Origin of the sequence: Streptomyces olivaceoviridis, from assembly GCF_014650115.1 — a bacterium.
GTDB classification, from domain to species: domain Bacteria; phylum Actinomycetota; class Actinomycetes; order Streptomycetales; family Streptomycetaceae; genus Streptomyces; species Streptomyces olivaceoviridis.
In genome coordinates this window covers 198,115-224,300 of record NZ_BMUI01000015.1, presented here as the reverse complement: position 1 = coordinate 224,300, position 26,186 = coordinate 198,115, and the positions used below count along the sequence as shown (strand labels likewise).

Genomic DNA, 26,186 nt, shown 5'->3' with positions numbered 1-26,186 from the left:
CGCCACCCCGCACCCCGACGGAAGAGACAAGTTCCTGCCCGGGAAGGATCCTGCCCCCCTTCCCGCAGCGTCGGGAGGGCGCGGCACACGTGTCCCGGCGGGCCGCCGCCCGCGCACCCCGGCCCGCCGTGCGGGAGGTCGTCAGGGGCGGACCGCGAGGATCCAGCGGTTGGCGGCCAGCGCGTCGTCCGGCGTCGGCCGCAGACCGACGCCGTGACGGTCCGCGAAGTCGAACGGCGTGTGCACGGCCGTGTCCCAGCCCCGGGCGTCGAGATCGGCGACGGAGTCCGGGCGGGGCGCGGTATCGAACAGGGCGAGCAGGTCGATGCCGAGCCGCTCCCGGACCGCAGCGTAGACGGGATAGTCGCGTTGCCCGGCCGGGTCCACCCCGCGTTTGACCTCGTAGCCGAGCGCGCTGCCCGGTGCGCTGTGCGCGTTGACGGTCGCGAGCAGTTCGTGTTCCGCGGCCGGCGGCAGATACGGCACCAGCCCCTCGGCGAGCCAGGCCGTCGGACGCGTCGGATCGAAACCGGCCGCGAGCAGGGCGTGGGTCCAGTCCTGGCGCAGGTCGGCGGCGAGGGCGACACGGGCGGCCCGCGGTACGGCCCCGAGCGTGTCCAGGACGGACTGCTTGAAGGCGAGCACCTCTTCCAGGTCGATCTCGAAGACCGTGCTGCCGTCCGGCCACGGCAGCCGGTGGGCGCGGGTGTCCAGACCGGCGCCCAGCACGACCACCTGCCGGCAGCCGCCGGCCGCGGCGCTGAGCAGGAAACCGTCGAAGACGCGGGTGCGCAGACCGAAGAAGCGGGCCAGCCGGCCCCACAGCGGATCGGCGTCACCGTCCGGCACCTCGTCGAACCGGCGCGGCCAGTCGGCGCAGCCGGGCGCCGCGCGGACTAAATGCTCCGCGTACTCGTCCCGCGCCGGCGCGTCGGGCCGGGACGTCTCGATCGCGCGGGCCGCGGCGACCAGGAAGGCGGTCACGCCCACCCCCGCGACTCCGGTGCTGCTTCCTCGGGCGGTATCGGTCATGTCGCTCTCCGCGGTGCCGTGTCCTGGGCGGTTCCTGTGTGTCTAACACGTCGTCGAACGGGTCGGGGGTTCACTCCACACGTGTGCGGATACCGGGCCCGGCGCCCGTCGGCACCCCGCGCCGAAGCCCGCCCCCGCCCGCCCCCGCCGTACCCCTGACGGCATGATGGTGCTCCCCGCACCCACGCGCCCGGAGGGGAAGACATGTCCGCCGTACCGGTACCGGAAGGCCGCCCGGCCTCCGTCTCCATCCTGCTCGTCGAGGACGACGAGGTGATCCGCAGGTCCGTCGCGCTCGCCCTGGAACGCTACGGCTACCAGGTCGCCACGGCCGGGGACGGGCTGACCGGGCTGGAGCGGTTCCGGGAGGGCGGGCACGACGTGCTGCTGCTGGACGTGATGCTGCCCCACCTGGACGGTGTCGGACTGTGCCGGCGCGTCCGGGAGACCAGTACGACGCCCGTACTGATGATGTCCGCGCGCGGCGACGCCCTGGACGTGGTCTCGGGTCTGGAGGCCGGTGCCGACGACTACGTGGTCAAACCCGTGGACACCGCCGTACTGGTGGCCCGGATCCGCTCACTGCTGCGCCGTGCCACCTTCGCGGCCGACGCCCCACCCGTCGAGGCCGCGCGGAAGGACACCGTGCTGGTCTTCGGTGACCTGGCCGTCGACACGGCGGGGCTGGAGGTGTCACGGGGCGGTGAGCCGGTCGCGCTGGCCCCCACCGAACTGCGCCTGCTGTTGGAGTTCGCCGCCAACCCCGGCATCGTCCTCGACCGGCAGACGCTCCTTCGCACCGTGTGGGACTACGGCTGGGAGGGCGACACCCGGGTGGTCGACCTGTGCGTGCAGCGGCTGCGGAAGAAGATCGGCGCCGACCGGATCGAGACCGTACGCGGCTTCGGCTACAAGCTGCGGCGGACCTGACGTGCGCACCGTCCGCTCCCTGGTCAACTGGCGTTCGCTGCGCTGGAAGATCGCCCTGCTGGTGGCCGTGGCCTGCTGCGCCGTCGCGCTCACCGTCGGACTGCTGGTCCACCGCAGCACCCTGGAGCGCTCCATGAACGACGGCGCGGCCAAGGCGGTGACCGCCCTGTCCCACTCGGTGGAGCGCTACGCGCGCGAGGGGACGTCCGAACCGGGCGACGAGCTTGACCCCGGGGCCATGCCCGAGGAGCTGCTGCGCCGGCTCCACGAACGGAAGGACCCGGCCCACAACCCCGTCACCTGGTACGACGGCGGTCCCCACGCCCCCCGGATGTGGGCGGCGACCAGCTACCGTGGCGAGCCCTTCGCGGTGTACGCGGACATGACCCCCGATCTGCTCACCCGGCAGGCGCTGGACCGGCACATGTGGAAGTACTCGCTGGTCGTGCTCGGGATCGTGGTGCCGGTGTCGGCGCTCGCCGCCGAGCTGCCCCACCGCAGACTGCGACGGGTGGCCAGGACCGCGCGCCGCATCTCGGACGGCGACCTGGCCGCGCGGACCGGGGCCGGCGGCGGGGACGAGATCAGCGCCATCTCCGCCACCGTGGACGCGATGGCCGACAGCCTGCACGAACGCCTGCTGGCCGAGCAGCGCTTCACCGCCGACGTCGCCCACGAACTGCGCACCCCGCTGATGGGGCTCGTCACCGCGAGCGGCCTGCTGCCCGAGGGCGAGGCGACCGATCTGGTCCGGGACCGGGTGGCGGTGCTGCGGAACCTCGTCGAGGAGCTGCTGGAGATCTCCCGGCTGGACGCGGGAGCCGAGACGGCCGATCCGCGCCCGGTGCCGCTGGCCGCCGTGATCCGCGACTCGCTGGCCCGCACCGGCCTCGGGGCACGGTTCACCGCGCACGGGGAGCCGTGGGCCGAGACCGATCCGCGCCGGCTGGACCGGATCGTCGCCAACCTGGTCGCCAACGCCCACCGGCACGGCCGCGCGCCCGTCGAGGTCGAGGTCACGGGCACGACGGTCACCGTACGCGACCACGGCCCCGGTTTCCCCGCCCACCTGCTGGCCCACGGACCTCAGCGTTTCCGCACCGGGGCGGCCGAGCGCGGCCACGGCCACGGCCTGGGCCTGACCATCGCGCTGGGCCAGGCACGGGTCATCGGCGCCCGGCTCGATCTGGCCAACTCCCCCGACGGCGGGGCGGTGGCCGTGCTCCGGCTGCCCGCCGCGCCCTGAACACACCGCCGTACCCGGGCGCCGATACACGACGGATGCACAGCCGAGCGGTGCCGGAGAGCCGGCCACCGCCGTCCGGACACGCCCTCCCCGCAAGGTGAGCGAGGTGCGTGGGCGTCACGCACCTGCCCGTAGGAGGTGTGTTCCCATGTGCCCGGCCACCGTTCCCGGCGCGTCCGAGCCGTGCCCTGACCAGGTGCCACCGTCCACCGTCCCGCCACGCACCTCTCGGCCGCGCCGCCCGCTCCGGTCGCGCCTGCTCGTCTCCGGCGCCGCCGGTGCCGGCGCGCTGACCGCCCTGGTGGCGCTCGGCACCGTCGTGCACCCCGGTGGTGACCGTCCGGCGGCCCCCGGGTCGCCGGCGTCCCTGTCCTGGCCGGCGCAGGGGCAGACCAGCGTCCACGTCGAGGGCCTGGGCCCCCGGGGCGCACTCGGCTCCCGTGGCGCGCAGAAGCCCGTGCCGCTCGCCAGCGTCACCAAGGTGATGACCGCGTACGTCATCCTGCGCGACCATCCGGTCCCTCCCGACGGGGACGGTGCCCGCATCACCGTCGACGCGCGGGCGGCCCAGGAGTCCAGCCTGGGCGCGGAGTCGACGGTGGCGGTCGAGGCGGGGCGCCGGCTGAGCGAACGGCAGGTGCTGGAACTGATGCTGCTTCCCTCCGCCGGCAACATCGCCCGGATGCTGGCCCGCTGGGACGCCGGCTCGGAGGAGGCGTTCGTCGGCAAGATGAACCGCGCCGCCCGCGATCTGGGCATGACGAACACCACGTACACCGACTCCAGTGGCATCACCCCGACGACGGTCAGTACCTCCGAGGACCAGCTGAAGCTGGCCCGGCAGGTGATGCGCGACCCGGTGTTCCGGTCCGTCGTCGCCGAGCGGGAAGCCGGCGTGCCCGGGGTGTCCGGCACGGTCCGCAACACCAACACCCTGGTCGGCGAGAACGGGGTCATCGGCGTCAAGACCGGGTCGAGCACCCCGGCGGGCGGCAACCTGATGTGGGCCGCCACCGCGCCGGACCGCGACGGGCACGAGCGGCTGGTGCTGGGCGTCGTACTGCACCAGGAGGCCGGCACCGGCTCCGAGCAGGGTCTCGACGCCGCGCTGTCGGCCAGCGGCTCGCTGATCGCGAGCGTGCGGCGGTGGGTGGCGGCGACGGGACCGGCCACCCGGTGACGGGCCCGGCGCAAGCCGACGGCGCGTGTCACGGTCCGTGCGCCAGGCTCCGCGTCACCGCGTTGCCCGCCGTGCCGGCGGCGCTCATCCGCAGGGACATGAAGGCGGCTCCCGTGGCCCGTGCGGGACGTAGCGCCCGCCGCGTTCCCGCAGCCGCCGCCGGCGGCGCCCGTCGTCCCAGGACACCTCGACGGCCGGCCGCGGCCCGCCGTGCGCCGGGCCGGGTCACACCAGGCACCGGTCACACCACGGCCGGGTCACACCACGATCCGGCTCACACCATGGCGGGTCACACCACCAGCCGGGTCACTCCGCCGTTGACGTGGAGGTTCTGGCCGCTGACCCACCGAGACCGCGGACCGGCGAGGAAGGCGACGACGTCGGCGATGTCGCCCGGATCGCCCAGTCTGCCGAACGGCGACAGCTGAGCGGCCTGCCGCAGGGTCTCCTCGGTGTTCACGGACCGCAGCAGGTCCGTGTCGGTGAAACCGGGTGAGACCGTGTTGGCGGTGATGCCGCGCGGTCCGAGTTCGCGCGCCGCGACCGCCGTGAACTGTTCGACGGCACCCTTGCTGCCCACGTACACGGACGCGCCCGGAACCGTCATCCGGGTGTTGATCGTGGAGACGCTGATGATCCGCCCGTCGTCGCGCATGTGCCGGGCCGCCTCCTGGAGGGCGAGGAACACGGCCTTCGCGTTGACGGCCATGATCCGGTCGTAGTCCTCCTCGGTGACCTCCGCGATCGACGCGGGCAGCGCGGACCCCGCGTTGTTGACCAGGATGTCGAGGCCGTCCAGCCACTCCCGGGCCTCGCTCAGGAACCGCCGTACGGCGTCGGGCTCCGCGAGATCGACACGGAACCCCTTCGCCGCGCCGCCGTTCGCCTCCGCCGCGCGTTCCACCTCGGCGGCGCGCTCGGTGCCGGAGAGGCAGGAGAACGCCACGCGCGCCCCGTCCGTGACGAGGCGTTCGACCACCGCCCGGCCGATCCCGTTGGACCCGCCGGTGACGATGGCCCCCTTTCCGCTCAGTACAGGCACGTCGTCCTCGCTCTTCGTTCCGGCGAAGTCCCGCCTCAGGCCCGCTCCTGCGGCAGACCGATGGTCCGGGCGATCTCCCAGACCCGCTCCGACCAGGGAGTGGGCCTCAAGGTGGTGCTGTCGAGGCGGACGACGGTGCGGCTGCCGTGCGCGTACGTCGTCTTCCCGTCGGCCGAACACACCCGGTAGCCCGCGGTGACGGAGGTGGTGCCCAGCCGAGTCATCCACAGGTGTACGGCGTACTCGCCGACCCCCGCCACGGGCTGGTCGTAGGTGATGTCGAAGTGCTTGGCGACGTTGAACCCGTCGCCTTCCAGGCCGCTCTTGCCGCCGATGCCCTTGTCCCGCCAGAACCACCCCCACGCCCGCTCGACCAGCACCTGGTAGTGGCCGTTGTGCAGCAGGCCCATCGGGTCGAGGTCGTCGAAGTGGACGACCACGGGCATCAGGACACCGACGTCGGTGCCGGGCGTGCCGACGGTGGGTGTGGGGGGCATCGGTCTTCTCCTCGCGCCATGTGTGTCCCTTCGGACGATACCTGTCACGACGGTGTTGGTCACGCAACGACACACGTGTTTGGTCGGGATGTGAATGTGTGTCCGCCGCGGGACTGATGGGATCAGTGATTCACACAACTGATATCGTCGATTCATGACCACGGAGACGGCAACGGAGCAGGCAGGCACGACACTGCGGCAGAAAATCGTCCTGGCCGCCGCCCGGCTCCTTGAGGAGGGCGGCCTGGACGCGGTGTCGACCCGCGCCGTCGCCGCCCGCGCCGGCGTGCCGACACCGTCGATCTTCCGGATCTTCGGGGACAAGGAAGGGCTGCTGGAGGAGGTCGCGGAGCACGGTTTCCGGCGCTACCTCGACGTGAAGGGCGAACTGCTCACCGGCGACGACCCGGTCCAGGCGCTGCGCGACGCGTGGGACCTGCACATCCGCTTCGGGCTTGAGCACCCGGCCTACTACTCGCTCGTCTACGGCCAGGTCCGCCCCGGCCACATACCGCAGGCCGGACGACGGGCCGCCGCCGGACTGCGGCACATGATCACCCGAGTGGCCGCGGCCGGGCGTCTGCGGATGAGCGTCGAACGCGCCACCGAGGTGATGCACTCCGCCGGCGTGGGCACGATCCTCACGCTGATGAGCCGGCCCGAGGGCGTCTGCGACCTGCGGACCGCCGACACGGCACGCGAGATGGTGATCGACACCCTCACGCTCCCGCTCGCGGAGAGCGGCGACGGCGACGACGTCGCCCCCCGCGCCGCCGTCGTGAGCAGTGCCATGGCGTTGCTGGCCGCCCTGGGGCAGGAGGACACCGTGGCGCTCAGTCCCGCGGAGCTGAGTCTGCTGCGTGAGTGGCTCAACCGGCTGGCCGACGCGGGGGACGTTGAGGTCTGACGCGGGGGACGTGGACACCTGACGGGGCGGGCACGGTCACAGTCCGTCCGGCACGGATGGTCAGCCGTCGTGGCGCACACGGTCATGTTCCGGTCGGCGCGGCGGCGCATCGTGGGGGCATGACCAGCAACGACACGTCCACTTTCGGTGGACGCCTGCTCATCGGCGCGACCGGCTCCGCCGCGATCGCCATGCTCCCGATGTACATCAACACCCTGCGCACCACGTTCACCGGGACCGTCACCGTCCTGATGACGCACACCGCTGCCACGTTCCTCCCGCCGCACACCGTCGGTCTGTTCGCGGACCGGGTGGTCACGGGCGCGGCGCCGGACGACTGGGCCCACGAGAACCAGGCGACCCTCGCGGCGGAGCACGACATGATGGCCGTCCTGCCGGCCACCGCCAACATGCTCGCCGCCACCGCCACGGGTGCCGTGCCGAACATGCTGACCGCGACGATCGCCGCCGCCGACTTCCCCGTGGTGTTCTTCCCGGTGATGACCGGCGAGATGTGGCTGAAGCCCGCCGTCCAGCGCAATGCCGACCAGCTCCGCCAGGACGGCTACCACGTCGTCGACCCGCAGTGGGGACAGCGCTACGACGTCGGCCTGAAGCAGCTCGTCAAGGCCCCCATGCCGCCGGCTCCGCCCCAGTTCGTCGAGGTGGTCCGGGAACTCATGCCCCGGCGCGGGCCGGAGGAAGGCTGAGGGCGCCCCGGGGGACGGCCGAGGAGCCGGCGCATCCCCTCCGGTGGCCGGACCGTCACCGCGCACCCGGCTGCCGGGCCCGGTAGGCGCCGGGCGTCATGCCCGTGACGGCCCGGAACGCCCGGTGCAGCTGTGCCTCGCCACCGAATCCGCACGCGCGGGCCACGGCGGCGAGAGGGCGTTCGGGGTGCGACAGCAGCAGCCGCCGGGCGTGCGACACCCGCAGTCGGCGGATCAGCTCAGTCAGCGATTCGCCGTCCGCGGCCAGGGCGCGGTACATCGTCCGCCGGGAGATCGCGCAGCCCGCGGCCACCCCGGCGGCGTCGAGGCCTGGATCCGTGGCGTGCCGGCGCACGAACCGGTGGATCCGTTCGCGGGTCAGCGCCGTGGCGGACGCCTCCCGCGGCGCTCTGCCCGCGGCCCAGGCCAGACCGGTGTCCAGCAGGTCGACGGCGTGCGGCAGCAGAGCGGCCGCCGCCCCGGCATCGTGCCCCTGCGTACGGTTGAGGCCGACGAGGAAGTCGGCGATGACCCGGCCGGGGCCCGAGGAGCCCAGCTCCACGCTGGTCGCCCCGGTCGGCGAGCGGTGCGCCAGCCGGGCTTTGGGCACCTTGACCACCAGCTGGGAGAAGTCGTCCTCGAAGTCCAGCGCGTAGGGGCAGGTGCTGTCGACGAAGGCCATCGTGCCCGGCGTGAGCAGGGCGACCCGCCCGTCCTGCTCCAGCCTGCCCCGGCCGCGCAGCTGGATGTTGGCGAGGAAGACGTCCTCGGGGTCGCGTCCGATCAGCCGGCGCGTCCGGACCACCTGCTGGGGGCCCGCGGTCAGCTCGGCGAAGCCGATGCCGTCCAGGACGGAGTGCTCGATCCGCCCCTCGAAGGCCCCGTCCGGCCCGGGGCGCACCGCCACTCCGACGAACGTGTCACAGATGACGTCGGCCCAGTAGGCGAACGCGTCGGAGGTGTCGACGTCCGCGCTGGACCACACGGTGCGCGGAACGGGGCACGGGCAGGTGTTCATACCTCCATGATGGCGCTCCGCCGACCCATGGGTGAGCGCGCCAGGTGCGTCGACACCTGGGTCAGCACACCAGGTGCGTCGACACCTGGGCCGGCGCACCTGGCGCGCTCACCCCTGCTGACCCATGTGTCGTCCCTGGACCGCACCGCCGGACCGTCACCGGGCTCGGGTGCCGGTCGGATCAGTCGGCGGGCGCCGTGCCGGAGACCGGCTCGGCGCGGGCCCCTCCGCTCCCGCCGTCGCCCCGCCGGTGCTCAGGACGTGGACCACTTCTGGTTGGGGCTGCCGGAGCAGGACCACAGCTGGAGCCGGGTGCCGTTCTCCGTGCCGTTGTCCCGGACGTCCGTGCACTTGTCGGCGAGCGTGCTGACCAGGTCGTGTCTGACGTTCAGCTCGAACCGCTGCGCCGGACTCCCGTCACAGGAGGCGAGTTCGAGGTCCGCCCCGTCGGCGGTCGAACCGTTCACGAGCTGCACGCACATGCCGAGCGCCCGCATGGTTCCGCCCGTGAACGTCCAGTGCTGGGAGGCGGATCCCGAGCAGTCCCGGATCATCAGGCCCGCGCCCCGCACGGCCTCGCCGCCCACGACGTCTATGCAGCGATGCGAGGCGTGGCTGAACACGTTCACCCCCGGTGCCGCGGCCGGCGCGGTCGTCCCGGTCCCGGTCGTGGCCTTCGCCGTGGCGGTGGCGCGCCGGCCGGGGGACGCGGAGGCCGTGCTCGACGCGCTGCCGCCGGGCGAGGCGGACGTGGGCTCGCGGGAACCGTCGGCCTTCTCGCCGGGGCCGGTCGCGGACGCCGTCACCGAGGGCGCCGGTACATCGCCGAACCCGTGGATGACGTCGGTGCCCCGGCCCCGGGAGTCGACGGTCACCGAGGTTCCGTCGCGCTTGCCGTCGTCGTGACCGTTGACCGCGCCCAGGGTGAGCAGGACACCGCCCGCCGCCAGCAGTCCGACGACGCCCACGACGCCGAGAGCACCGCGCAGTCCCTCGCGCCGGATCTTGTCGCCCTTGCCCCGGCGGACCGTGTCGAGTGAGACGACCTGGTCCGCGGCGGGGCTCCGGTCCGTGTCGGCGCGGCGTGCGAAGGTGTCAGCGGGTCCGTCTCCGGCGGAGCCGCCCACCGCGCCGTCGGCGGCCGGGGACGACGGTCCGTTACCGCGGCCGGCGTTGCCCCGCGATCCCAGGGAGGAGATCTGGGTGAGCCGGGGCAGCGGGGTGCCTCTCCCGGCCGCGTCGGGCGCCCGGTCACCACTGCCCGGCGCGGGCGGCTCCGCGCCGCCGGCCGCGGTGGCGTCCTGGCCGGGCCCGGAACCGGAACTGACGGATCTGGCGCTGCCCGGGACTCTCTTGGGGAGATCCCCCGCGGACCGGGGCGTGTGTGGAGGCTTCATGTGTTCCTTTCCAGCGGAGCCGGAGCATGGGCGGCGATGTCGCGGGGGGTGGCCCGACCGGTCTCCGGGACGGTCCGGCCCTGTCACACGGGTAGCGGATCCGCCGCCGTTCCGGTTCACCGCTACGACATATCACTGCTACGACATGTCACTGCTACGACACATCACCGCTACGACACGTCACCGCTACGACATGTGACATGTGACTCATACCGGTCGGCGAGTGAGGACTCAAACCGGCGCATCGGACGGTGCGGCCGGCCGCACCGGTGGGCGCGGACGCCGCCGCACACACGAACGCCACCCGACCTCGCGGCCGGGCGGCGCCTGGGTGCTGCTAGGACCAGCAGCCGTTCACGGTGGCGGCCAGACCGTCCATCGCGTCCTTGATGTCGTTCGGGGCGGCCGTCGAGCCGTTCTCGATGAAGGAGAAGACCCGCCACTCGCCGTCGTCGGTCCGGGTCAGACCGCTCAGGGCGATGGCACCGGTGAGGGTGCCGGTCTTGGCCTGCACCTTGCCGACGGCGCACTGGGAGTGCGGGTCGTCGAACCGGCCCCACTCCGGGCCGAGGGTGGAGCCCGCCTCGCCGGCGACGGGGAGACCGTCCAGGATGGCGCCCAGGGTGTGCGCGTAGCGGGGCTGGGTGAGCAGTTCGAGGATCTGCGCGAGCGTGGCGGCCGGGATGCGGTCGGTGCGGGACAGGCCGCTGCCGTCGTGGATCTCGAAGTTGTCGAGGGAGACGCCGTAGCGGTGGCTGAGCACGTGGCGCACGACCTCGGTGCCGCCCTCGAAGGTGGCGGGGCGTCCCGCACCCAGGGCGGTCATCCGCAGCAGGGTCTCGGCGATGTTGTTGTCGCTGGTCTTGAGCATCTTCTTGACGACGTCCGCCAGCGGGGCCGACCGGTGGCGCGCGACCGGCACATCGGTGTGGCGGGCCGTGCCGCGCGTGACGTCGCCGGAGACGGTGACGCCGTCCTGGGCGAGCAGCTTGGCGAAGGTCTGCCCGGCGTCGATCGAGGTGTCCTGGACACCGCGGCCGTCGACGACGAGGGCGCGGACCGGGGCGACGGTGTCCGGGTAGTAGCCGTCGTTCCAGCCGTCGGCGAGAGCCGGTGCGGGGAACAGGCTGTCGTCCACGGCGACCTTCACCGTGCCGAGGCCGGCCTTCTTCAGCCCGGCGACCGCGGTCTTCGCCAGTTCCGCGAGGTCGGCGCTGCTGAGCGTGCGGTCGCCGCCGCCGACGAGGGTGAGGGTGCCGTGGCCGTAGACGACCTTGGTGGTGAACCGGTGCTCGGGGCCCAGCACGGTCAGCGCCGCGGTCGCCGTGGCCAGCTTGACGTTCGAGGCCGGCATCAGCGCGGTGGAGCCGTCGTGGTCCCACAGGGTTTCGTCGGAGTCCGCGTCGAGGACCACGCCGCTCACGTCGGCGCCCAGCCGCTGGTCGAGCACGCGGGCATCGAGGTTCGCGGCCATCTGCTGGTCGCCGGGGTCGGCCGACTCCGCGCCGCCGGACGCGCCGCCGGCCGTCGTCGTGGTGCCGTTGCCGGCGGCGAAGGCCGAGGGCCCGGCCAGCGCGGCCGAGGCGACGGGCACCGCCAGCGCCAGCACGACGGTACGCCGCAGACCCGCGCTGCTCTGCTTCGTCCTCCGGTGCCGGCGACGGCCGCCCGGCACGAAGGAGGTGGTCTGTGTTTCCGCTGTGGAGTTGTTCATGGATTCCAGGTTCGATAGAGATACGTGTGAAGTGGACCGGCGCGCACCTTACTCCGTCGCGTCCCGGCCCCGGACAGCTTCCGTCCCTCGCCACCACTTCTTCACACCGACGTCATCCCTGCGTGTGCCTAGACTGAGACAGATGTCTCGGGAACGGGAGTGCGGCACACTGTGTTCGTCCGTTCGACGCGCCACCGGGCCGGTGTGACATGTGGAGGGTACCGTCCGATGAAGTCCGCACGCCGGGAGAACGCACGGTGGCTCGCGGCGGGTACGTGGGCCGTCGTGCTGGGGCTGGCCACCGCGGGATGCTGGTTCTCCGGCCGGGCCGGCGAGTCGCCGAGCCATGCCGGTGACGCGACCGCCGACCGCGTGACCGCGGGCCGGGTGTGCCGGTCCGCGCTCCCGCGCGGCATGGAGCTGTCCTGTGGGACGTACGGCTTCGGCGACCTGCGGTACGTCTGCGCCGCCCGGCGGCACGACGGTGCGCGGTGCGAGCGGACGTCACAGGTGACGGTGCGCAACCCGGGCCGTGCCCTGGTGTACGTGACGTACCTGGCGGGCGCGCGGCCGGGCGTGCGCGAGGAGGGCCCGCGGCAGGCGGTCGGGCCGGGCGGTGAGACGACGCTGCGCCCCGGCGCGGGACGGCTGTTGTTCGACATCACGCTGCGCGGCACGGACGGAGGGCCGAACCGCCTGGAGGTGGTCGGGGTCCGGTGAACCCGCGGGGGGCCGGCCCGCGTGTTGTGTGAAACGGCTTCCGCGGCCGGCCGGGCGGCCCGCGTTCCCGTCCCCGCGTGGACCGGCCGACGGGGTGAGCACGTTCCCGTCCCCGCGCGGACCGGCCGACAGGGGCAGGCGCGTTCCGCGGCCGGCTCGGAACCCCCGGGACTGTCCGGGGCAGAAGGTGAGGAAACTCGGATGGACACGCACCAGCAGGCACGGCCGGTCGGTGAACCGCACGAGCGGGTGATCATGAGCGCGGAGTTCAAGGCGGACGCCCACCGGCAGTACGCGCGGCTGCGCGCGAAGGGCCCCGTCCACCCGGCGCAGTTCTTCCCGGGCATCACGGGCTGGGTGGTCGTCGACTACGACCTGGCCCGCGAGGCGCTGACCCATCCGGCGCTGCTCAAGGACCCGGAGCCGGCCGCGGAGATGCTGGAGGCGGCGGGCTTCCTGGGCCACAAGCGCGGCACCGGGTTCGGCGGCCAGATGCTGGAGGCGGACCCGCCCGAGCACACCCGGCTGCGCCGTCTGGTCTCCGGTGCCTTCTCCCCGAAGCGGACCGCCGAGATGGAACCGCGCATCACCGAGATCGCGGACCGACTCGTCGACGCCATGCCGCCGTCCGGCGAGCTGGACCTGGTGGAGGCCTTCACCGCGCCGCTGCCGGTCGCGGTCATCGCCGAACTGCTCGGCATCCCCGAGGCCGACCGCCAGGACTTCCGCCGCTGGACGACGCTCGCCTTCCAGGTGGGTCACCCCGAGTACGCCTCGGCGGTGGCGAGCCTGCACGGGTTCCTGCGCGGACTGGCCGACGACAAGCGCCGCGCTCCCGGTGACGACCTGATGTCCGCGCTGGTCGCCGCCCGGGACGAGGACGACGGCCGCCTCTCCCAGGACGAACTGGCCGGCACCGCGGCCCTGCTCGTCATCGCCGGCCACGAGACCACCGTCAACCTCCTGGGCAACGCCGTGCTGGCCCTGCTCCAGCACCCCGACCAGCTGCGGCTGCTGCGGGAGGACCTCGGCCTCCTGCCCGACGCGATCGAGGAGTTCCTGCGCTACGACACCTCCGTCGAGCGCACGACGAACCGGTACGCGGCCGAGGACCTGGAACTGGGCGGCGTGCACATCCCCCGCGGCGGCGTCGTCGCCGTGGCCCTCGCCTCCGCGAGCCGTGACGCCCCCCTGCCGGGCGGCGGCGACCCGGACGTGCTCGACATCACCCGTCCCGCCGCCCGGCACCTCTCCTTCGGCCACGGCATCCACCACTGTCTGGGCGCCCCGCTGGCCCGCCTGGAGGCCCGCATCGCCCTGCGCACCCTCCTCACCCGCGTCCCGCACCTGGAACTGGCGGTCCCCGCCGATTCCCTGGACTGGTTCCCGGCGGGCATGGTGCGCGGGGTGCTGTCGCTGCCGGTGCGGTACCGCAGGACCTGATGCCGGCTGTCACACATGTGCCGGCCGCCCGGTGTCCGCCGTCCAGTGCCGTACCGACACCCCTGCCCGGCCGGCCTGGTGACGCCCACAGCGGGTGTGCGGCGACCGCGCGGGTCCGGCCGGGTGTGTGACGGCCCACCTCGTGAGACGGCCATGTCGCCATCCGGCCCCGCCCTGTTACGTTTGCCGCCATCCGAGGTGCCGGCGCCGACCCGCGGCCGGAGCCCGAGGCCGGCAGCCGGGGGTGGGGATGGACGACAGGACCACGTTCGGCCGGTTGCTGCGCGCGGCCCGGCGGCGTTCGCTGTTCACGCTGGAGAGCCTCGCCGAGGCGTCCGGGGTGAGTGTGCGGGCCATCAGCGACATGGAACGGGGGAAGAGCCTGCCGCGGCAGGCGACGTTGGGCGAGCTGATGGACGCCCTGGAGCTGGACGAGGCCGATCGGCGGCGGCTGGTGCAGGCGTCCGCGCGCCGCACCTGGCAGGTGCCGCGGCAGCTGCCTCCCGATCCGGCCGGGTTCTGCGGTCGGGAAGAGGCGCTGGCGCAGGTCCACGGTGTCACGGCGCCGGTTCCCGGGCGGGACGGGCGCGCGGTCGTCTCGGCGATCGTCGGTATGGCGGGCATCGGCAAGACGGCTCTCGCGGTGCACTGGGCACACCGGGTGGCCGACCGTTTCCCGGACGGTCAGCTGTATGTGAACCTGCGCGGATTCGAGGACTCCGAGCAGCCCCTGGACCCCGGAGAGGCTCTGGGCGGGTTCCTCGGAGCGCTGGGTGTGCCCAGCGGGGATCTGCCGCGTGGCACCGACCAGCGCGAGGCGCTCTTCCGGGAACACACCGCGTCCCGGCAACTGATCGTCGTACTCGACAACGCGCAGGACGAGGAGCAGGTCAGGCCGCTGCTGCCGGGTGCCGCGGGCTGCCTGACGATCATCACCTCGCGCAACCGGCTGGCCGGACTGGCGGCGCGCGAGGGGGTCTCAGTGATCGGCCTGGACGTGTGGACCAGGCAGGAGGCGCTCGCCGCGCTGGCCGTGCGGATCGGCGAGGAGCGGTGCCGGGCCGAGCCGGAGGCCGCCGCCCGCCTGACGGAGCTGTGCGGGTTTCTTCCGCTGGCGATCGCCGTGGTGGGCGCGCAGCTCAGCGCGACACCCGGGATACCCCTGCGGCTCGCCGCGCGCGAGCTGGGGGAAGCCCGGCTGGACGCCCTGTCGACCGGCGACCGCCGGGCCGACGTCCGGGCCGTCTTCTCCTGGTCGTACCGGGCGCTCGACGCCGGGACGGCACGGGTGTTCCGGCATCTGGCCCTGCACCCCGGGCCGGCGGCCTCCGTCGAGGCCGCGGCCTCACTCGTCGGGGCGGAGCCGGCGCGGGTCCGGCGGCAGCTGCGCGCGCTCGTCTCCGCCAGCCTGCTCTCCCGTGACGCCGACGGCCGCTACGTCCTGCACGACCTGGTCCGCGCCTACGGCATCGAACTCATCGAGAGGGAGCGCGACGACCGCCTGGCCGCCGAGATCCGCCTCATGGACTACCTGCGGCACAACGCGTACGCGGCCGGACTGTATGTGTCCAGGTACAAGGCCGACCCGCCCGGCTCCGCGGCCGAGGGCGTCGTGCACGTGCCGGTCGACAGCCGCGAGGAGGCGCTCGACTGGTACCGGCAGGAGGAGTCGACCACGGCCGCCGTCCTGCGCGTCGTCCAGGACCCCCGGCTGCTGCGGCACTGTGTCGACCTCGTGCTGGAATGGGTGGGCTACAACACGGTCGAGGGCCGCTGGGCGGAGGAGATCACGGTCGAGCGCATCGCACTGGACGCGGCCGGCGCGCTCGGTGACCCGGTCGCCATGGTGAGAACCAGCGCGATCCTGGCACGTGCCCTGATCGAGACGGGCAACCACGACGACGCCGACGAGCCGATCGACGTCATGCTCACCCACATGCACCGGTTGCCCGACGCGGACCGCGCCCGTGCCGAGCTGAACCTCGCCTGGCTGCGTGAGCAGCAACGACGCTTCACCGAGGCTCTCCAGCACGCGCGCAACGCCCTCATGATCTACCGAGCCCGCCGGCAGCCCGACAAGATCGGACGTGCGCTCTGCTATGTGAGCTGGTCCCTCGCCACACTCGGCGAGTACCGGCAGTCCATCGCCACGTGTGAGGAGGCGCTGTCCATGCTCCAGGAGGCCGGGGAGCGTCGTTTCGAGGCGCATGTGTGGAGCACCATCGGATACGCCTGGCAGGGACTGGGCGATCTCGACGCCGCCGTCGCCGGCTACGAGAAGTCGCTGCGGCTCTTCGGTGAAGTGCTCGACGACTACAGCGCCGCCGAGGTGTGGGACCATCTTGCGTCCGCCCAGCTGGAACGGGGGGACGCGGAGCAGGCGCGGGCGAGCTGGGCCAGGGCGGCCGAGCTGTTCGGCGGGCTCCGTGTCGCACGCGCCGCGCAGATGCGAGCCAAGGCACGGTCCGTGGCACGGCCGGGGACGAGGACGGCCCACCGCGCCGGGAAGTGACCACCGGCCGCCGGGCCGCGGCAGCTGTCGTCGGACAGGTGAGAACAGCATCATCAGTGGCACAGCGACACGCAAGGAACAAGGCGACGGCAGTGCATCAACACAACGCGACGCGTTCCCTCGACGGCACCGGTCCGACGGCGGAGCCCGGAGACCGGCAGGGGCGACTTCGCCGCTTCGGACACGTGGCACGCCCGGGGCCCGATACCCGTGAGCGCCTCGTTCCGCCCTTCCCGAAGCCGGCGGTCCGGCTGTGGGAGCCGACACGTCTCGATCCGGCACGTGTGTACTCCGTCGCGAAGGCGATGGACTGGGTGGGGCCGTTACTCGTCGCCGTCCTGGCCGGAGCGCTCCGCTTCTGGCACCTCGGACGGCCGCGGGCCCTCGTCTTCGACGAGACCTACTACGCCAAGGACGCCTGGTCCCTGCTGCGGCTCGGCTACGAGGGCACCTGGCCGGACCGCAAGATCTCCGACCCGCAGATCCTCGCCCACCCCCGGACGATCCCGCTCTCCGACACCGGGGCCTTCGTCGCGCACCCCCCGACGGGCAAGTGGGTGATCGCCCTCGGCGAGTGGATGTTCGGCCTGGACCCGTTCGGCTGGCGGTTCATGACGGCCGCTCTGGGCACCCTGTCGGTGCTCATGCTGTGCCGGATCGGCCGCCGCCTGTTCCGTTCGACGCTGCTGGGATGCCTGGCCGGCACGCTGCTGGCGGTGGACGGTCTGCACCTGGTGATGAGCCGTAACGCGCTGCTGGACCTCGTGGTCATGTTCTTCGTCCTGGCGGCGTTCGGCTGCCTGCTGATCGACCGGGACCACGCGCGCGCCCGGCTCGCGGCGGCCTTGCCGGTCGGCGCGGACGGCCGTGCGCGCCCGGACGCGCGCACCGGTGACCACGCCGGGACGGGGGCCCGCCCCTGGCGGCTCGCCGCCGGCCTCTTCCTGGGGCTGGCGGCCTCCACCAAGTGGAACGGGCTGTACGTCCTGGCGTTCTTCGTGGTCATGACGGTGCTGTGGGACGTCGGCGCCCGCCGTGTCGCCGGGGCCCGCCGCCCGTACCGGGCAGTGCTGCGCAAGGACCTCGGCTGGTCGGTCCTGTCCCTGGTTCCGGTCGCCGCGACGACGTACCTGGCGACATGGACCGGCTGGTTCCTGTCCGACAAGGGCTACGGACGCCACTGGGCCGACGGCCGCGGCGGCACCTGGTCATGGGTTCCCGCCCCGCTGCGTAGCTGGTGGCACTACGAGTACGGGGTCTACCAGTTCAACGTGGGGCTGCACTCTCCCCACGCGTACGAGTCCAACCCCTGGAGCTGGCTGGTCCTGGGCCGCCCCGTGCTGTTCCACTACGAGTCGCCGAAAGCCGGGCGGGACGGCTGCCACACGGCGGTCGACTGTTCGCAGACGGTCCTCGCCCTCGGCACACCGCTGCTGTGGTGGTCGGCATGCTGCGCCCTCGTGTACCTGCTCTACCGGTGGGCGCTGCGCCGCGACTGGCGGGCCGGCGCCATCCTGTGCGCGGTGGGCGCCGGTCAACTGCCCTGGTTCCTCTACCAGGACCGCACGATCTTCTCCTTCTACGCGGTGGTCTTCGTGCCGTACCTGTGCCTGGCCGTGACGATGATGGTGGGAGCCCTGTCGGGGCCGCCGGGCGCGGACCGCGGACGCCGCACCGTGGGCGCGGTGGCCGCGGGCGTGCTCGTTCTGCTCATCGCCTGGAACTTCGTCTACTTCTTCCCGCTCTACACCGGGCAGACGATCCCGTACGCCGACTGGCACAGCAGAATGTGGCTCGACACCTGGATCTGACGGCCGTGTTGCGCATACGTGCCAGGTTGCCCGGCATTGCGTGAAAGGCACATGTGTGTTCCGCTCTGTATGTGGACCCCGACACCTGACGCAAGGGCCCACGTACTGGCCTCACACACCGACCTTCCTGACCCGAGGAGAACACGCAATGCTTCGCAACGGACTGGAACCCTGGCACCTGCTCATCGTGGCGGTCGTGCTCATCGCGCTGTTCGGATCGAAGAAACTCCCCGACGCCGCCCGCGGACTGGGCCGCTCGATGCGCATCCTCAAGAGCGAGGCCCGGGCGATGCGGGAGGACGACGCCGCGGACGGAACCACCGCCGCCACCGTGGCGCACGCCGGCCGCGCCCCTGCCGCGGACACCGCCACGGCAGAGCCCGCCACCGAGCGCTGACCGCCGGGCGGGCGACCGCGGGCCGTCCGCGCCGGTGCGAACCCGGCCGAGGGCCGCATGCGTGGCCCTCGGGCCGCCGGGGGACGGAGCCGGACAGTCGTCCGACCCAGGGACGGAAGACGCCGTCGCGCCGGTGACGCAGTCATTCGACGGATGTGTGCGCAATGTCGGTTCCCCGACACTGATCAGGCGCTGCTCAGCGCGCCGGGCCGAGAGCAGGCGGGCATCAGCCCACGGGCTTCCCCGCCGCCCCGGACGCGCTCACGACCGACGAAAGGCGACCTGTATGCCCACCTTCGCTGACCACGTCATCGCCTCCCTGAAGGCCTCCGGCGTGCGGCGCCTGTACGGCCTGCCCGGCGACTCCCTCAACGGTCTGACGGACGCCATCCGGCGCGACGGCGAGGTCGACTGGGTGCACGTGCGGCACGAGGAGAGCGCCGCCTTCGCGGCGGCGGCCGAGGCCGGGCTGACCGGAGATCTGACCGTCTGCGTCGGCAGCTGCGGTCCCGGCAACCTGCACCTGATCAACGGGCTCTTCGACGCCCAGCGCAGCCGCGTGCCGGTCCTCGCCATCGCCGCCCAGATCCCGGGCGGCGAGATCGGCTCCGGCTACTTCCAGGAGACGCGCCCGCAGGAGCTGTTCGCCGATTGCAGCGTCTACGCGGAGGTCGTCACCAGCCCCGAGCACGGGCCGCGCATCCTGGAGATGGCGATGCGGGCGGCCGTCGAACGCAGGGGCGTGGCGGTCGTCGTCGTACCCGGCGAGATCTTCCTCGGCAAGACCGGCCGCGACCTGGCCCCCACGGTGGTGCGCCCGGCCAGGACCGTCGTCCGCCCGGACGACGCCGACCTGCGCGAGGCCGCCGCGCTGCTGAACGACGGGCAGCGGGTGACGATCCTGGCGGGCGCCGGCGCGGCCGGCGCCCACGACGACCTGGTCCGGCTCGCCGAGACCCTCAAGGCGCCCGTCGTGCACGCGCTGCGGGGCAAGGAGTACGTCGAGTACGACAACCCGTACGACGTCGGGATGACCGGTCTGCTCGGCTTCGCCTCCGGTTACAAGGCGATCGAGGAGGCGGACACCCTGCTGATGCTGGGCACCGACTTCCCCTACCGGCAGTTCTATCCGCAGGGCGCGAAGGTGATCCAGCTCGACCTCCGCGGCGAGCAGATCGGCCGGCGCACCCATGTCGACCTGCCCCTGGTCGGCAGCGTGCGCGACACCCTGCCCGCGCTGCTGCCGCTGCTGACCGTCAAGAGCGGGCGCAAGCACCTCGACGAGGCCCTCGCCCACTACGCCCGCACGCGCAAGTCGCTGGACGCGCTCGCCGTCAACGACCGCGAACGCACCCCCATCCACCCGCAGTTCGTGGCCCGCACCCTGGACCGCCTCGCGGACCGGGACGCGGTCTTCACCGTCGACGTCGGGTCCCCGGTGGTGTGGGCGGCCCGCTACCTGACCTTCAACGGACACCGGCGGCTGCTCGGTTCGTTCAACCACGGCACCATGGCCTGCGCCCTGCCGCACGCCGTGGGCGCGCAGGCGGCGTATCCGGGCCGTCAGGTGGTCTCGCTGTCGGGCGACGGCGGGCTCACCATGCTCCTCGGGGAGCTGTTCACCCTGCGGCAGAACCGCCTGCCCGCCAAGATCGTCGTCTTCAACAACGGCTCGCTGAACTTCGTGGAGCTGGAGATGAAGGCGGCGGGCATCGTCAACTACGCGACCGAGCTGGACAACCCGCAGCTCGCCGAGGTCGCCGCCGCGGTCGGGCTGTGGGCCCGCAGGGTGGAGCGGCCCGGTGATCTGGAGGACGCGCTCAAGGGTGCCTTCGCGCACGACGGACCCGCTCTGGTCGAGGTCATGACGGCCCGCCAGGAGCTGTCCGTGCCGCCGGCGGTCACGGTCGAGCAGGCCAAGGGCTTCACCCTCTACGCCATCCGCACCATCCTGTCCGGCCGGGGCGAGGAACTCCTCGACCTGGTCACCACCAATGTCGCCCGGCGGATCCTGCACTGAGCGGCCGGGCACCCGGTAACACGTGTCCCCGGTGACATGTGTGCTCCAGGGCACACCTGAAACGCTTGCCCCAGGCAACCGAGCAACTCCATAGTTGCCTTAAGCAAGAATGTTGGGAGGCACGTGTGGCCGACACCGCGCAGTACGAGGAGCTGATGCGCCAGCTGAGCGCCATCGGATCCGTACGGCGGGAGCTGGGCCGGAACCTTCCGGACGGCTGCTCCAACGTCGCCGCCACGGTGCTGGCACTGCTCGGCCGCGACGGCGACATGCGCATCGGCAGGCTCGCCGAACTGCTCGCCGTCGACATGTCCGTCACCAGCCGCCACGTCGCGCACGTGGCGGCCCGGGGCTGGATCGACCGCAGCCCCGATCCCGCCGACCGGCGCTCGCGCATCCTGCGCCTGACCCCCGCGGGCCGGGCCGTGCTCGCCCGGCTGTCCGAGCGCACCGCACAGACGCTCGCCCGGCGGCTGAGCGACTGGAGCGACGAGGAGATCCGGCAGCTGACGTGCCTCATGGCCCGGCTCCGGGCGAGCTTCGAGGATCCGTGGACCGATGAGGAGCCCTGGGCGGAACGGCACCCCGGGACCGAACAGGACCCCGGCACCGGACCGCCCGAGGACGAGCGCTCGCCCCGTACACCCGCTGTCACCACGTAAGGACGAGAAACCCCATGACAACCACCCCGAAAGCCGGTGTGCGGGCCCACGCCCGTCCAAGAGGAGGTTCGCCCGACGCGCCGATGACCCACGCGCAGATCATGCGCGCGCTCTCCGGACTGCTGCTCGGCCTGTTCTGCGCCATCCTGTCCTCGACCGTGGTCACCAACGCGCTGCCGAGGATCATCGGTGACCTCGGCGGCGGCCAGAGCGCCTACACCTGGGTCGTCACCGCCTCCCTGCTGGCGGTGACCGCCTCCACCCCGCTGTGGGGCAAGCTCGCCGACCAGTTCAGCAAGAAGATCCTGGTCCAGTCGGCGCTGATCGTCTACTCCATCGGTTCCCTGGTGGCCGGTCTCGCGCCGAACCCCGCGACGCTGATCACCGCACGTGTCATCCAGGGCCTGGGCGGTGGCGGTCTGTCCGCGCTGGCACAGGTCGTCCTGGCCGCGATGATCTCTCCGCGCGAGCGCGGCCGGTACTCCGGCTACCTGGGCGCGACCTTCGCCGTGGCCACCGTCGGCGGCCCGCTGCTCGGCGGTGTCATCACCGACACCAGCTGGCTCGGCTGGCGCTGGTGCCTGTTCGTCGGCATCCCCTTCGCGCTCGTCGCGCTGGTGGTCCTCCAACGGACGCTGAACCTGCCGGTCGCCAAGCGTGACGTCAAGGTCGACTGGGCCGGCGCCTTCTTCGTCACCGCGGCCGTCTGCACCCTGCTGATCTGGGTCACCTTCGCCGACGACAAGTACGCCTGGCTGTCCTGGCAGACGTACACCCTGGTCGCCGCGTCGATCGTGCTGGCGCTGATCTTCCTGTTCGTCGAGACGAGGGCCGCGGAGCCGATCATCCCGCTGCGGCTGTTCCGCAACCCCACCATCGCCCTCGCCTCCCTCGCCTCCCTCTTCGTCGGCATCGCGCTGTTCGCGGGCACCGTCTTCTTCAGTCAGTACTTCCAGCTCGCGCGCGGCGACTCCCCGACCAGGTCGGGCATCATGACGATCCCGTTCATCGCGGGCCTGTTCGTCTCCTCCACGGTCTCCGGCCGGGTCATCACCCGCACCGGCAAGTGGAAGGGCTGGCTGCTGACCGGCGGTGTGCTGCTGACCGCGGGCCTGGCCCTGCTGGGCATGCTCCGCTACGACACCCCGTACCTGTTCATCGCGCTGTGCATGGCGCTGATGGGCCTCGGCGTCGGCATGACGCTCCAGAACCTCGTGCTGTGCACCCAGAACCAGGTCGCCCCGACCGACCTCGGTGCCGCGTCCTCCACGGTGACCTTCTTCCGGTCCCTCGGCGGCGCGGTGGGCGTCTCCGTGCTCGGCTCGGTCCTCACCACCCGCATCGGCCACTACGCGCGCGAGACCATCACCCAGCTCAGCCCGCCGGACCAGGCCGTGGCCGCCAAGGCGTCCGGCGGCGGCCAGCTGCCCGACCTCGCCCTGCTGCCGGCCCCGGTCCGCACCTGGCTGGAAGGTGCCTACGGGCACGGCATCGGCGACATCTTCATGTACGTCGCCCCGATCGCGCTGATCGCCTTCCTGGTGACCCTGTTCATCAAGGAGGTCCCGCTGCGTGCCTCCAGCGGCCTGGTCCAGGCGGCGGAGGCGGCCCAGGCGGCGGAGACCGCCGAGGCCGTCGCCGGGATACCCGTGCCGGCGGAGGCCGTCGACGCGGTCGCGCAGGCCCCCGGGTCCGAGGGCATCCCGGTCCGCGGCCGGGTCCGCGCCGCCGGGAGCGAGCCCGTACCGCGGGCCGAGGTCACGCTGACCTCACCGGAGGGCCGGCAGGTGACCCGGGCGGAGGTACAGGCCGACGGCTCCTACACGCTGGACGCCCCCGGCTCCGGGCGGTACGTCCTGATCACCTCCGCCGACGGCTACCAGCCGCAGGAGTCCACGATCGTGGTCGACGACGAGTCGGTCGTCCACGACGTCCTGCTGACGGCAGCCACGGGCTGACCAGTACGACACGGCCGTGCCGCTCCCGCCAGGGACCGGCACGGCCGTGTCGTACCGCGCCGGCCGGGGCCACCGGCCGGGTCTCCGACGGCTGCGACACCCACACGTGCCCGAGGGGCTGGACGCGGGCGCGTCTTCTGACGTGATGTCAATCACGGGCGCCACAGCGTCAGATGGCGGAGGCACGCGGCCGGATCGACGATCTCAGACACGTATCTCCCCTCCCTTTCGCCCGGTTGGGGGCGACAGTGCCCACCGGATACCGCCACGGAACACCCCGCCGGCCATCGGCGGGCCGTCACTCGCCGCGACAGCGACGGGAGTTGGCACGATGCTTGAAGCGGGCCGAAGCCCGAACCGGCCCGTCCCCCCCCACGCGGCCGTGGCATCGTCCCGCAGGCCGCCCGAGCAACGAGGTGAAGCCCGTGAGCGCACCCGTCCGCCCTCCGTCGGCCGCCGCAGGCGGCACCGGCGGCGTTCCCGCCGAGCCGACCAGGTCCGCGCAGCGGGTCGTGGAGTGCCTGCAAGCGAACGACGTGCCGTACGTCTTCGGAGTTCCCGGCGCGAAGATCGACGCGGTCTACGACGCGCTGGTCGACGGGGGACCGGAACTCGTCGTCTGCCGGCACGAGCAGAACGCGGTCTTCATGGCCGCGGCCGTCGGCCGGCTCACCGGGATCCCGGGAGTGGTCCTGGTCACCTCCGGCCCGGGCACCAGCAACCTGGCGACCGGACTGCTGACCGCCACCACCGAGCAGGACCCGGTGGTCGCCCTGTGCGGCGCGGTCTCCCGGCCCGACCGGCTCAAGCGCACGCACCAGTCGATGGACGCCGCCGCGCTGCCGGCGGCCGTCACCAAGTCCGCCGGCGAGGTCAGCCACCCCGACAACGTCCCCGAGGCCGTCGCCAACGCCTTCCGCTGCGCGCTGACCGAGCCACGCGGCGCCGCCGCCGTGATCCTCCCCGCCGACGTCGCGGCGGAGACCACGCCCGCGGCCATCCGCAAGACGCTGCCCGTTCCGCCCGCGGGGCCCGCCCCCACGGGGCAGATACGCGAGGTCGCCCGCCTCCTGCGCGGCGCCCGCAACCCGGTCGTGCTGGTCGGCGCGCGCGGTGCCGGCGAGGCGGCCTGCGCGGCGATCCGCTCCCTCATCGCCGGCGGCGGACTGCCGGTGATCGAGACCTTCCAGGCGGCCGGTGTGGTCTCCCGTGACCTGGAGAGCCACTATCTCGGCCGGGTCGGGCTCTTCCGCAACCAGCCCGCCGACGTCGTCGCCGCCGCCGCGGACGTCATCCTCGCCATCGGCTTCGACCCGGTGGAGTACGACCCCGGACTGTGGAACACCGACCCGGAGCGCACCGTCGTCCACATCGACGCCCTGCCCGCCGAGATCGACAACCACTACCAGCCCGCGCTCGAACTGCGCGGCGACATCGCCGCCACCCTCGCCGAACTGGCCCGCCACACCGGACCGGTCCGGCTGGGCCCCGAGGCCGACGCCGCCGTGGCGGCGCAGCGCGCCCGGCTGACCGCCATCGACGACGAGGCCCGTGCCCGGCCCGTTTCCGACCGGGGTCTCGACCCCGCGGCCGTCTGCCTGGAACTGCGTGACCACCTCGACGACCAGGCCACGATCGCCTGCGACATCGGCTCGGTGTACATCCACATGGCCCGCCACTTCCGCGTCTACGAACCGCGGCGGCTGCTGTTCTCCAACGGCCAGCAGACCCTCGGCGTGGCACTGCCGTGGGCCGTCGCCGCCGCGCTGGTCCGCCCCGGAACGCAGATCGTCTCCGTCTCCGGGGACGGCGGGTTCCTGTTCTCCGCACAGGAGTTGGAGACCGCGACCCGCCTGGGCCTGACCTTCGTCCACATCATCTTCCGCGACAACACCTATGACATGGTCGGTTTCCAGCAGGACCTCAAGTACGGGCGCAGGAGCGGGGTCGCCCTCGGCGACTACGACGCCGTCGCCTACGCGGAGGCGTTCGGCGCCCGGGGTGTGCGCGTGCGGACCATGGAGGAGTTCGGCAGCGCGCTGCGCCGGGCGCTCGGGGCCGACGGACCCACGATCATCGACGTGCCGGTCGACTACTCGCGCAACACCGAACTGGGCGAGCACCTGATTCCCGGCGCGTTCGAGTGAGGAGAGAACAGGACATGACCGCGACCGAAGGCGCCGCCGACCGGCTGCACCGATTCGTCTCCGCGCTGCGGCACCTGCCGCCGTTCCGCGGCGCGCCACCGGCGCTCTACCAGACGTCGACCATCGCCGCCCTGCTCGCGGGGGTCTACGACGGTGACGTCACCGTCGCCGAACTGCTGCGGCACGGCGACTTCGGCCTCGGTACGTTCGACCGGCTCGACGGCGAGATGCTCGTGCTCGGCGGAACCTGCTACCGCCTGCGGGCCGACGGCTCGGTCGAGGAGGCCGGCGGCGACGAGCCGACCCCCTTCGCCGCGGTGACCCGCTTCCGGCCCGAACGGCGTGCCGGGCTGTCGGGGCCGCTGACCCGGGCCGAGACGGAAGAGGCCGTGGACGGACTGCTGACCAGCCCCAACCTGGTGCACGCGGTACGGATCGACGGACACTTCACCGACCTGCGCACCCGGACCGTGGCCCGGCAGCAGCGGCCGTACCCGACCCTCGCCGAGGCGACGGCCGGCCAGGCGGAGAACACCTTCCGCGAGGTGTCCGGCACGCTCGCCGGCTTCTTCACCCCCTCCTTCGAGCAGGGTGTGTCCGTCGCCGGCTACCACCTGCACTTCATCGACGAGAGCCGGACGCGTGGCGGCCACAGCCTGGACTTCACGCTCGCCGACGCACGGGTCACCGTCGAAGCGATACCGGAACTGCGGCTGCGGCTGCCCACCACCCAGGATTTCCTGCGGGCGCGCACGCCCTCGACCCCCCTGGACGAGCAGATCCGCCGTATCGAGAACGGCTGACGGCCCGGACGGTATGTCCGTCCGACGCGCACATGTCCTC

20 protein-coding genes and 1 pseudogene are annotated in these 26,186 nt (G+C 72.7%); 15 read left to right on the top strand and 6 right to left on the bottom strand.

Features of this window, described 5'->3' with window-relative positions:
* Positions 1-141: 141 nt before the first annotated feature.
* Entirely contained in the window at positions 142-1,032 is an 891-nt protein-coding gene (locus IE273_RS26695; RefSeq protein WP_189817707.1) for a class I SAM-dependent methyltransferase, read from the bottom strand.
* A gap of 204 nt (positions 1,033-1,236) precedes the next feature.
* Here IE273_RS26695 and cseB point away from each other — a divergent pair, with 204 nt between their 5' ends.
* The 3 genes from cseB (at position 1,237) to IE273_RS26680 (ending at position 4,388) form a co-directional block, all read left to right on the top strand.
* Entirely contained in the window at positions 1,237-1,962 is a 726-nt protein-coding gene (cseB, locus tag IE273_RS26690) for a two-component system response regulator CseB (protein WP_189817706.1), read from the top strand.
* Between the two features lies 1 nt (position 1,963).
* Positions 1,964-3,208 (top strand): ATP-binding protein, encoded by a 1,245-nt coding sequence (locus IE273_RS26685; protein ID WP_189817705.1) that lies wholly within the window; start codon positions 1,964-1,966, stop codon positions 3,206-3,208.
* Positions 3,209-3,356: 148 nt separating this feature from the next.
* Entirely contained in the window at positions 3,357-4,388 is a 1,032-nt protein-coding gene (locus IE273_RS26680) for a D-alanyl-D-alanine carboxypeptidase family protein (protein WP_189817704.1), read from the top strand.
* 289 nt (positions 4,389-4,677) lie between these two features.
* Here the strand turns inward: IE273_RS26680 and IE273_RS26675 are convergent, their stop codons facing one another.
* Both IE273_RS26675 and IE273_RS26670 read right to left on the bottom strand, forming a co-directional pair.
* Positions 4,678-5,430 carry an SDR family oxidoreductase gene (locus IE273_RS26675; RefSeq protein ID WP_189817703.1) on the bottom strand — a complete coding sequence of 251 codons (753 nt, stop codon included), beginning with the start codon at positions 5,428-5,430 and terminating at the stop codon, positions 4,678-4,680.
* Positions 5,431-5,465: 35 nt separating this feature from the next.
* Positions 5,466-5,927 (bottom strand): acyl-CoA thioesterase, encoded by a 462-nt coding sequence (locus IE273_RS26670; RefSeq protein WP_189817702.1) that lies wholly within the window; start codon positions 5,925-5,927, stop codon positions 5,466-5,468.
* 154 nt (positions 5,928-6,081) lie between these two features.
* On the opposite strand from IE273_RS26670, the gene IE273_RS26665 reads away from it, so the two are divergent.
* Both IE273_RS26665 and IE273_RS26660 read left to right on the top strand, forming a co-directional pair.
* Entirely contained in the window at positions 6,082-6,834 is a 753-nt protein-coding gene (locus IE273_RS26665) for a TetR/AcrR family transcriptional regulator (RefSeq protein ID WP_189817701.1), read from the top strand.
* A gap of 119 nt (positions 6,835-6,953) precedes the next feature.
* Positions 6,954-7,544 carry a flavoprotein gene (locus IE273_RS26660; RefSeq protein ID WP_189817700.1) on the top strand — a complete coding sequence of 197 codons (591 nt, stop codon included), beginning with the start codon at positions 6,954-6,956 and terminating at the stop codon, positions 7,542-7,544.
* 55 nt (positions 7,545-7,599) lie between these two features.
* Here IE273_RS26660 and IE273_RS26655 read toward each other — a convergent pair whose 3' ends face one another.
* The 3 genes from IE273_RS26655 to dacB all read right to left on the bottom strand — a co-directional run bounded on the left by IE273_RS26655 (position 7,600) and on the right by dacB (position 11,673).
* On the bottom strand, positions 7,600-8,562 hold the full coding sequence (locus IE273_RS26655; RefSeq protein ID WP_189817699.1) for an AraC-like ligand-binding domain-containing protein: 963 nt from the start codon (positions 8,560-8,562) through the stop codon (positions 7,600-7,602).
* A gap of 254 nt (positions 8,563-8,816) precedes the next feature.
* On the bottom strand, positions 8,817-9,959 hold the full coding sequence (locus IE273_RS26650) for a ricin-type beta-trefoil lectin domain protein (RefSeq protein WP_229887572.1): 1,143 nt from the start codon (positions 9,957-9,959) through the stop codon (positions 8,817-8,819).
* 337 nt (positions 9,960-10,296) lie between these two features.
* Positions 10,297-11,673, bottom strand: coding sequence for a D-alanyl-D-alanine carboxypeptidase/D-alanyl-D-alanine endopeptidase (gene dacB / locus IE273_RS26645; RefSeq protein ID WP_189817698.1), 1,377 nt, complete (start codon positions 11,671-11,673; stop codon positions 10,297-10,299).
* A 228-nt stretch (positions 11,674-11,901) separates the two neighbouring features.
* Here dacB and IE273_RS26640 point away from each other — a divergent pair, with 228 nt between their 5' ends.
* From IE273_RS26640 to budA, 10 genes and pseudogenes are all read left to right on the top strand, one after another.
* Complete coding sequence (locus tag IE273_RS26640) at positions 11,902-12,393, top strand: hypothetical protein (protein WP_189817697.1); 492 nt, start codon at positions 11,902-11,904, stop codon at positions 12,391-12,393.
* A gap of 201 nt (positions 12,394-12,594) precedes the next feature.
* On the top strand, positions 12,595-13,836 hold the full coding sequence (locus tag IE273_RS26635) for a cytochrome P450 family protein (protein WP_189817696.1): 1,242 nt from the start codon (positions 12,595-12,597) through the stop codon (positions 13,834-13,836).
* A 250-nt stretch (positions 13,837-14,086) separates the two neighbouring features.
* Positions 14,087-16,348, top strand: coding sequence for an ATP-binding protein (locus IE273_RS26630; protein ID WP_189817695.1), 2,262 nt, complete (start codon positions 14,087-14,089; stop codon positions 16,346-16,348).
* Between the two features lie 305 nt (positions 16,349-16,653).
* Positions 16,654-18,159 carry a dolichyl-phosphate-mannose--protein mannosyltransferase gene (locus tag IE273_RS26625; RefSeq protein ID WP_229887575.1) on the top strand — a complete coding sequence of 502 codons (1,506 nt, stop codon included), beginning with the start codon at positions 16,654-16,656 and terminating at the stop codon, positions 18,157-18,159.
* Positions 18,160-18,307: 148 nt separating this feature from the next.
* Positions 18,308-18,556 carry a Sec-independent protein translocase subunit TatA gene (gene tatA / locus IE273_RS26620; RefSeq protein WP_189817694.1) on the top strand — a complete coding sequence of 83 codons (249 nt, stop codon included), beginning with the start codon at positions 18,308-18,310 and terminating at the stop codon, positions 18,554-18,556.
* Between the two features lie 286 nt (positions 18,557-18,842).
* Positions 18,843-20,576 (top strand): ubiquinone-dependent pyruvate dehydrogenase, encoded by a 1,734-nt coding sequence (gene poxB, locus IE273_RS26615; RefSeq protein ID WP_189817693.1) that lies wholly within the window; start codon positions 18,843-18,845, stop codon positions 20,574-20,576.
* Between the two features lie 125 nt (positions 20,577-20,701).
* Entirely contained in the window at positions 20,702-21,238 is a 537-nt protein-coding gene (locus IE273_RS26610; RefSeq protein WP_189817692.1) for a MarR family winged helix-turn-helix transcriptional regulator, read from the top strand.
* A gap of 83 nt (positions 21,239-21,321) precedes the next feature.
* Positions 21,322-23,193, top strand: a pseudogene (locus IE273_RS26605) (MFS transporter); the annotation flags it as partial.
* Between the two features lie 428 nt (positions 23,194-23,621).
* On the top strand, positions 23,622-25,343 hold the full coding sequence (gene alsS, locus IE273_RS26600) for an acetolactate synthase AlsS (protein ID WP_229887568.1): 1,722 nt from the start codon (positions 23,622-23,624) through the stop codon (positions 25,341-25,343).
* 14 nt (positions 25,344-25,357) lie between these two features.
* Entirely contained in the window at positions 25,358-26,146 is a 789-nt protein-coding gene (gene budA, locus IE273_RS26595) for an acetolactate decarboxylase (RefSeq protein WP_189817690.1), read from the top strand.
* The last annotated feature ends 40 nt before the right edge of the window (positions 26,147-26,186 follow it).

Coding starts and splice junctions, on each gene's coding strand:
- poxB (WP_189817693.1), top strand. CDS start 18,843: ATGCCCACCTTCGCTGACCACGTCATCGCCTCCCTGAAGGCCTCCGGC.
- budA (WP_189817690.1), top strand. CDS start 25,358: ATGACCGCGACCGAAGGCGCCGCCGACCGGCTGCACCGATTCGTCTCC.
- cseB (WP_189817706.1), top strand. CDS start 1,237: ATGTCCGCCGTACCGGTACCGGAAGGCCGCCCGGCCTCCGTCTCCATC.
- IE273_RS26650 (WP_229887572.1), bottom strand. CDS start 9,959: ATGAAGCCTCCACACACGCCCCGGTCCGCGGGGGATCTCCCCAAGAGA.
- IE273_RS26670 (WP_189817702.1), bottom strand. CDS start 5,927: ATGCCCCCCACACCCACCGTCGGCACGCCCGGCACCGACGTCGGTGTC.
- IE273_RS26665 (WP_189817701.1), top strand. CDS start 6,082: ATGACCACGGAGACGGCAACGGAGCAGGCAGGCACGACACTGCGGCAG.
- IE273_RS26655 (WP_189817699.1), bottom strand. CDS start 8,562: ATGAACACCTGCCCGTGCCCCGTTCCGCGCACCGTGTGGTCCAGCGCG.
- dacB (WP_189817698.1), bottom strand. CDS start 11,673: ATGAACAACTCCACAGCGGAAACACAGACCACCTCCTTCGTGCCGGGC.
- IE273_RS26680 (WP_189817704.1), top strand. CDS start 3,357: ATGTGCCCGGCCACCGTTCCCGGCGCGTCCGAGCCGTGCCCTGACCAG.
- IE273_RS26695 (WP_189817707.1), bottom strand. CDS start 1,032: ATGACCGATACCGCCCGAGGAAGCAGCACCGGAGTCGCGGGGGTGGGC.
- IE273_RS26630 (WP_189817695.1), top strand. CDS start 14,087: ATGGACGACAGGACCACGTTCGGCCGGTTGCTGCGCGCGGCCCGGCGG.
- IE273_RS26660 (WP_189817700.1), top strand. CDS start 6,954: ATGACCAGCAACGACACGTCCACTTTCGGTGGACGCCTGCTCATCGGC.
- IE273_RS26625 (WP_229887575.1), top strand. CDS start 16,654: ATGGACTGGGTGGGGCCGTTACTCGTCGCCGTCCTGGCCGGAGCGCTC.
- tatA (WP_189817694.1), top strand. CDS start 18,308: ATGCTTCGCAACGGACTGGAACCCTGGCACCTGCTCATCGTGGCGGTC.
- IE273_RS26640 (WP_189817697.1), top strand. CDS start 11,902: ATGAAGTCCGCACGCCGGGAGAACGCACGGTGGCTCGCGGCGGGTACG.
- IE273_RS26635 (WP_189817696.1), top strand. CDS start 12,595: ATGGACACGCACCAGCAGGCACGGCCGGTCGGTGAACCGCACGAGCGG.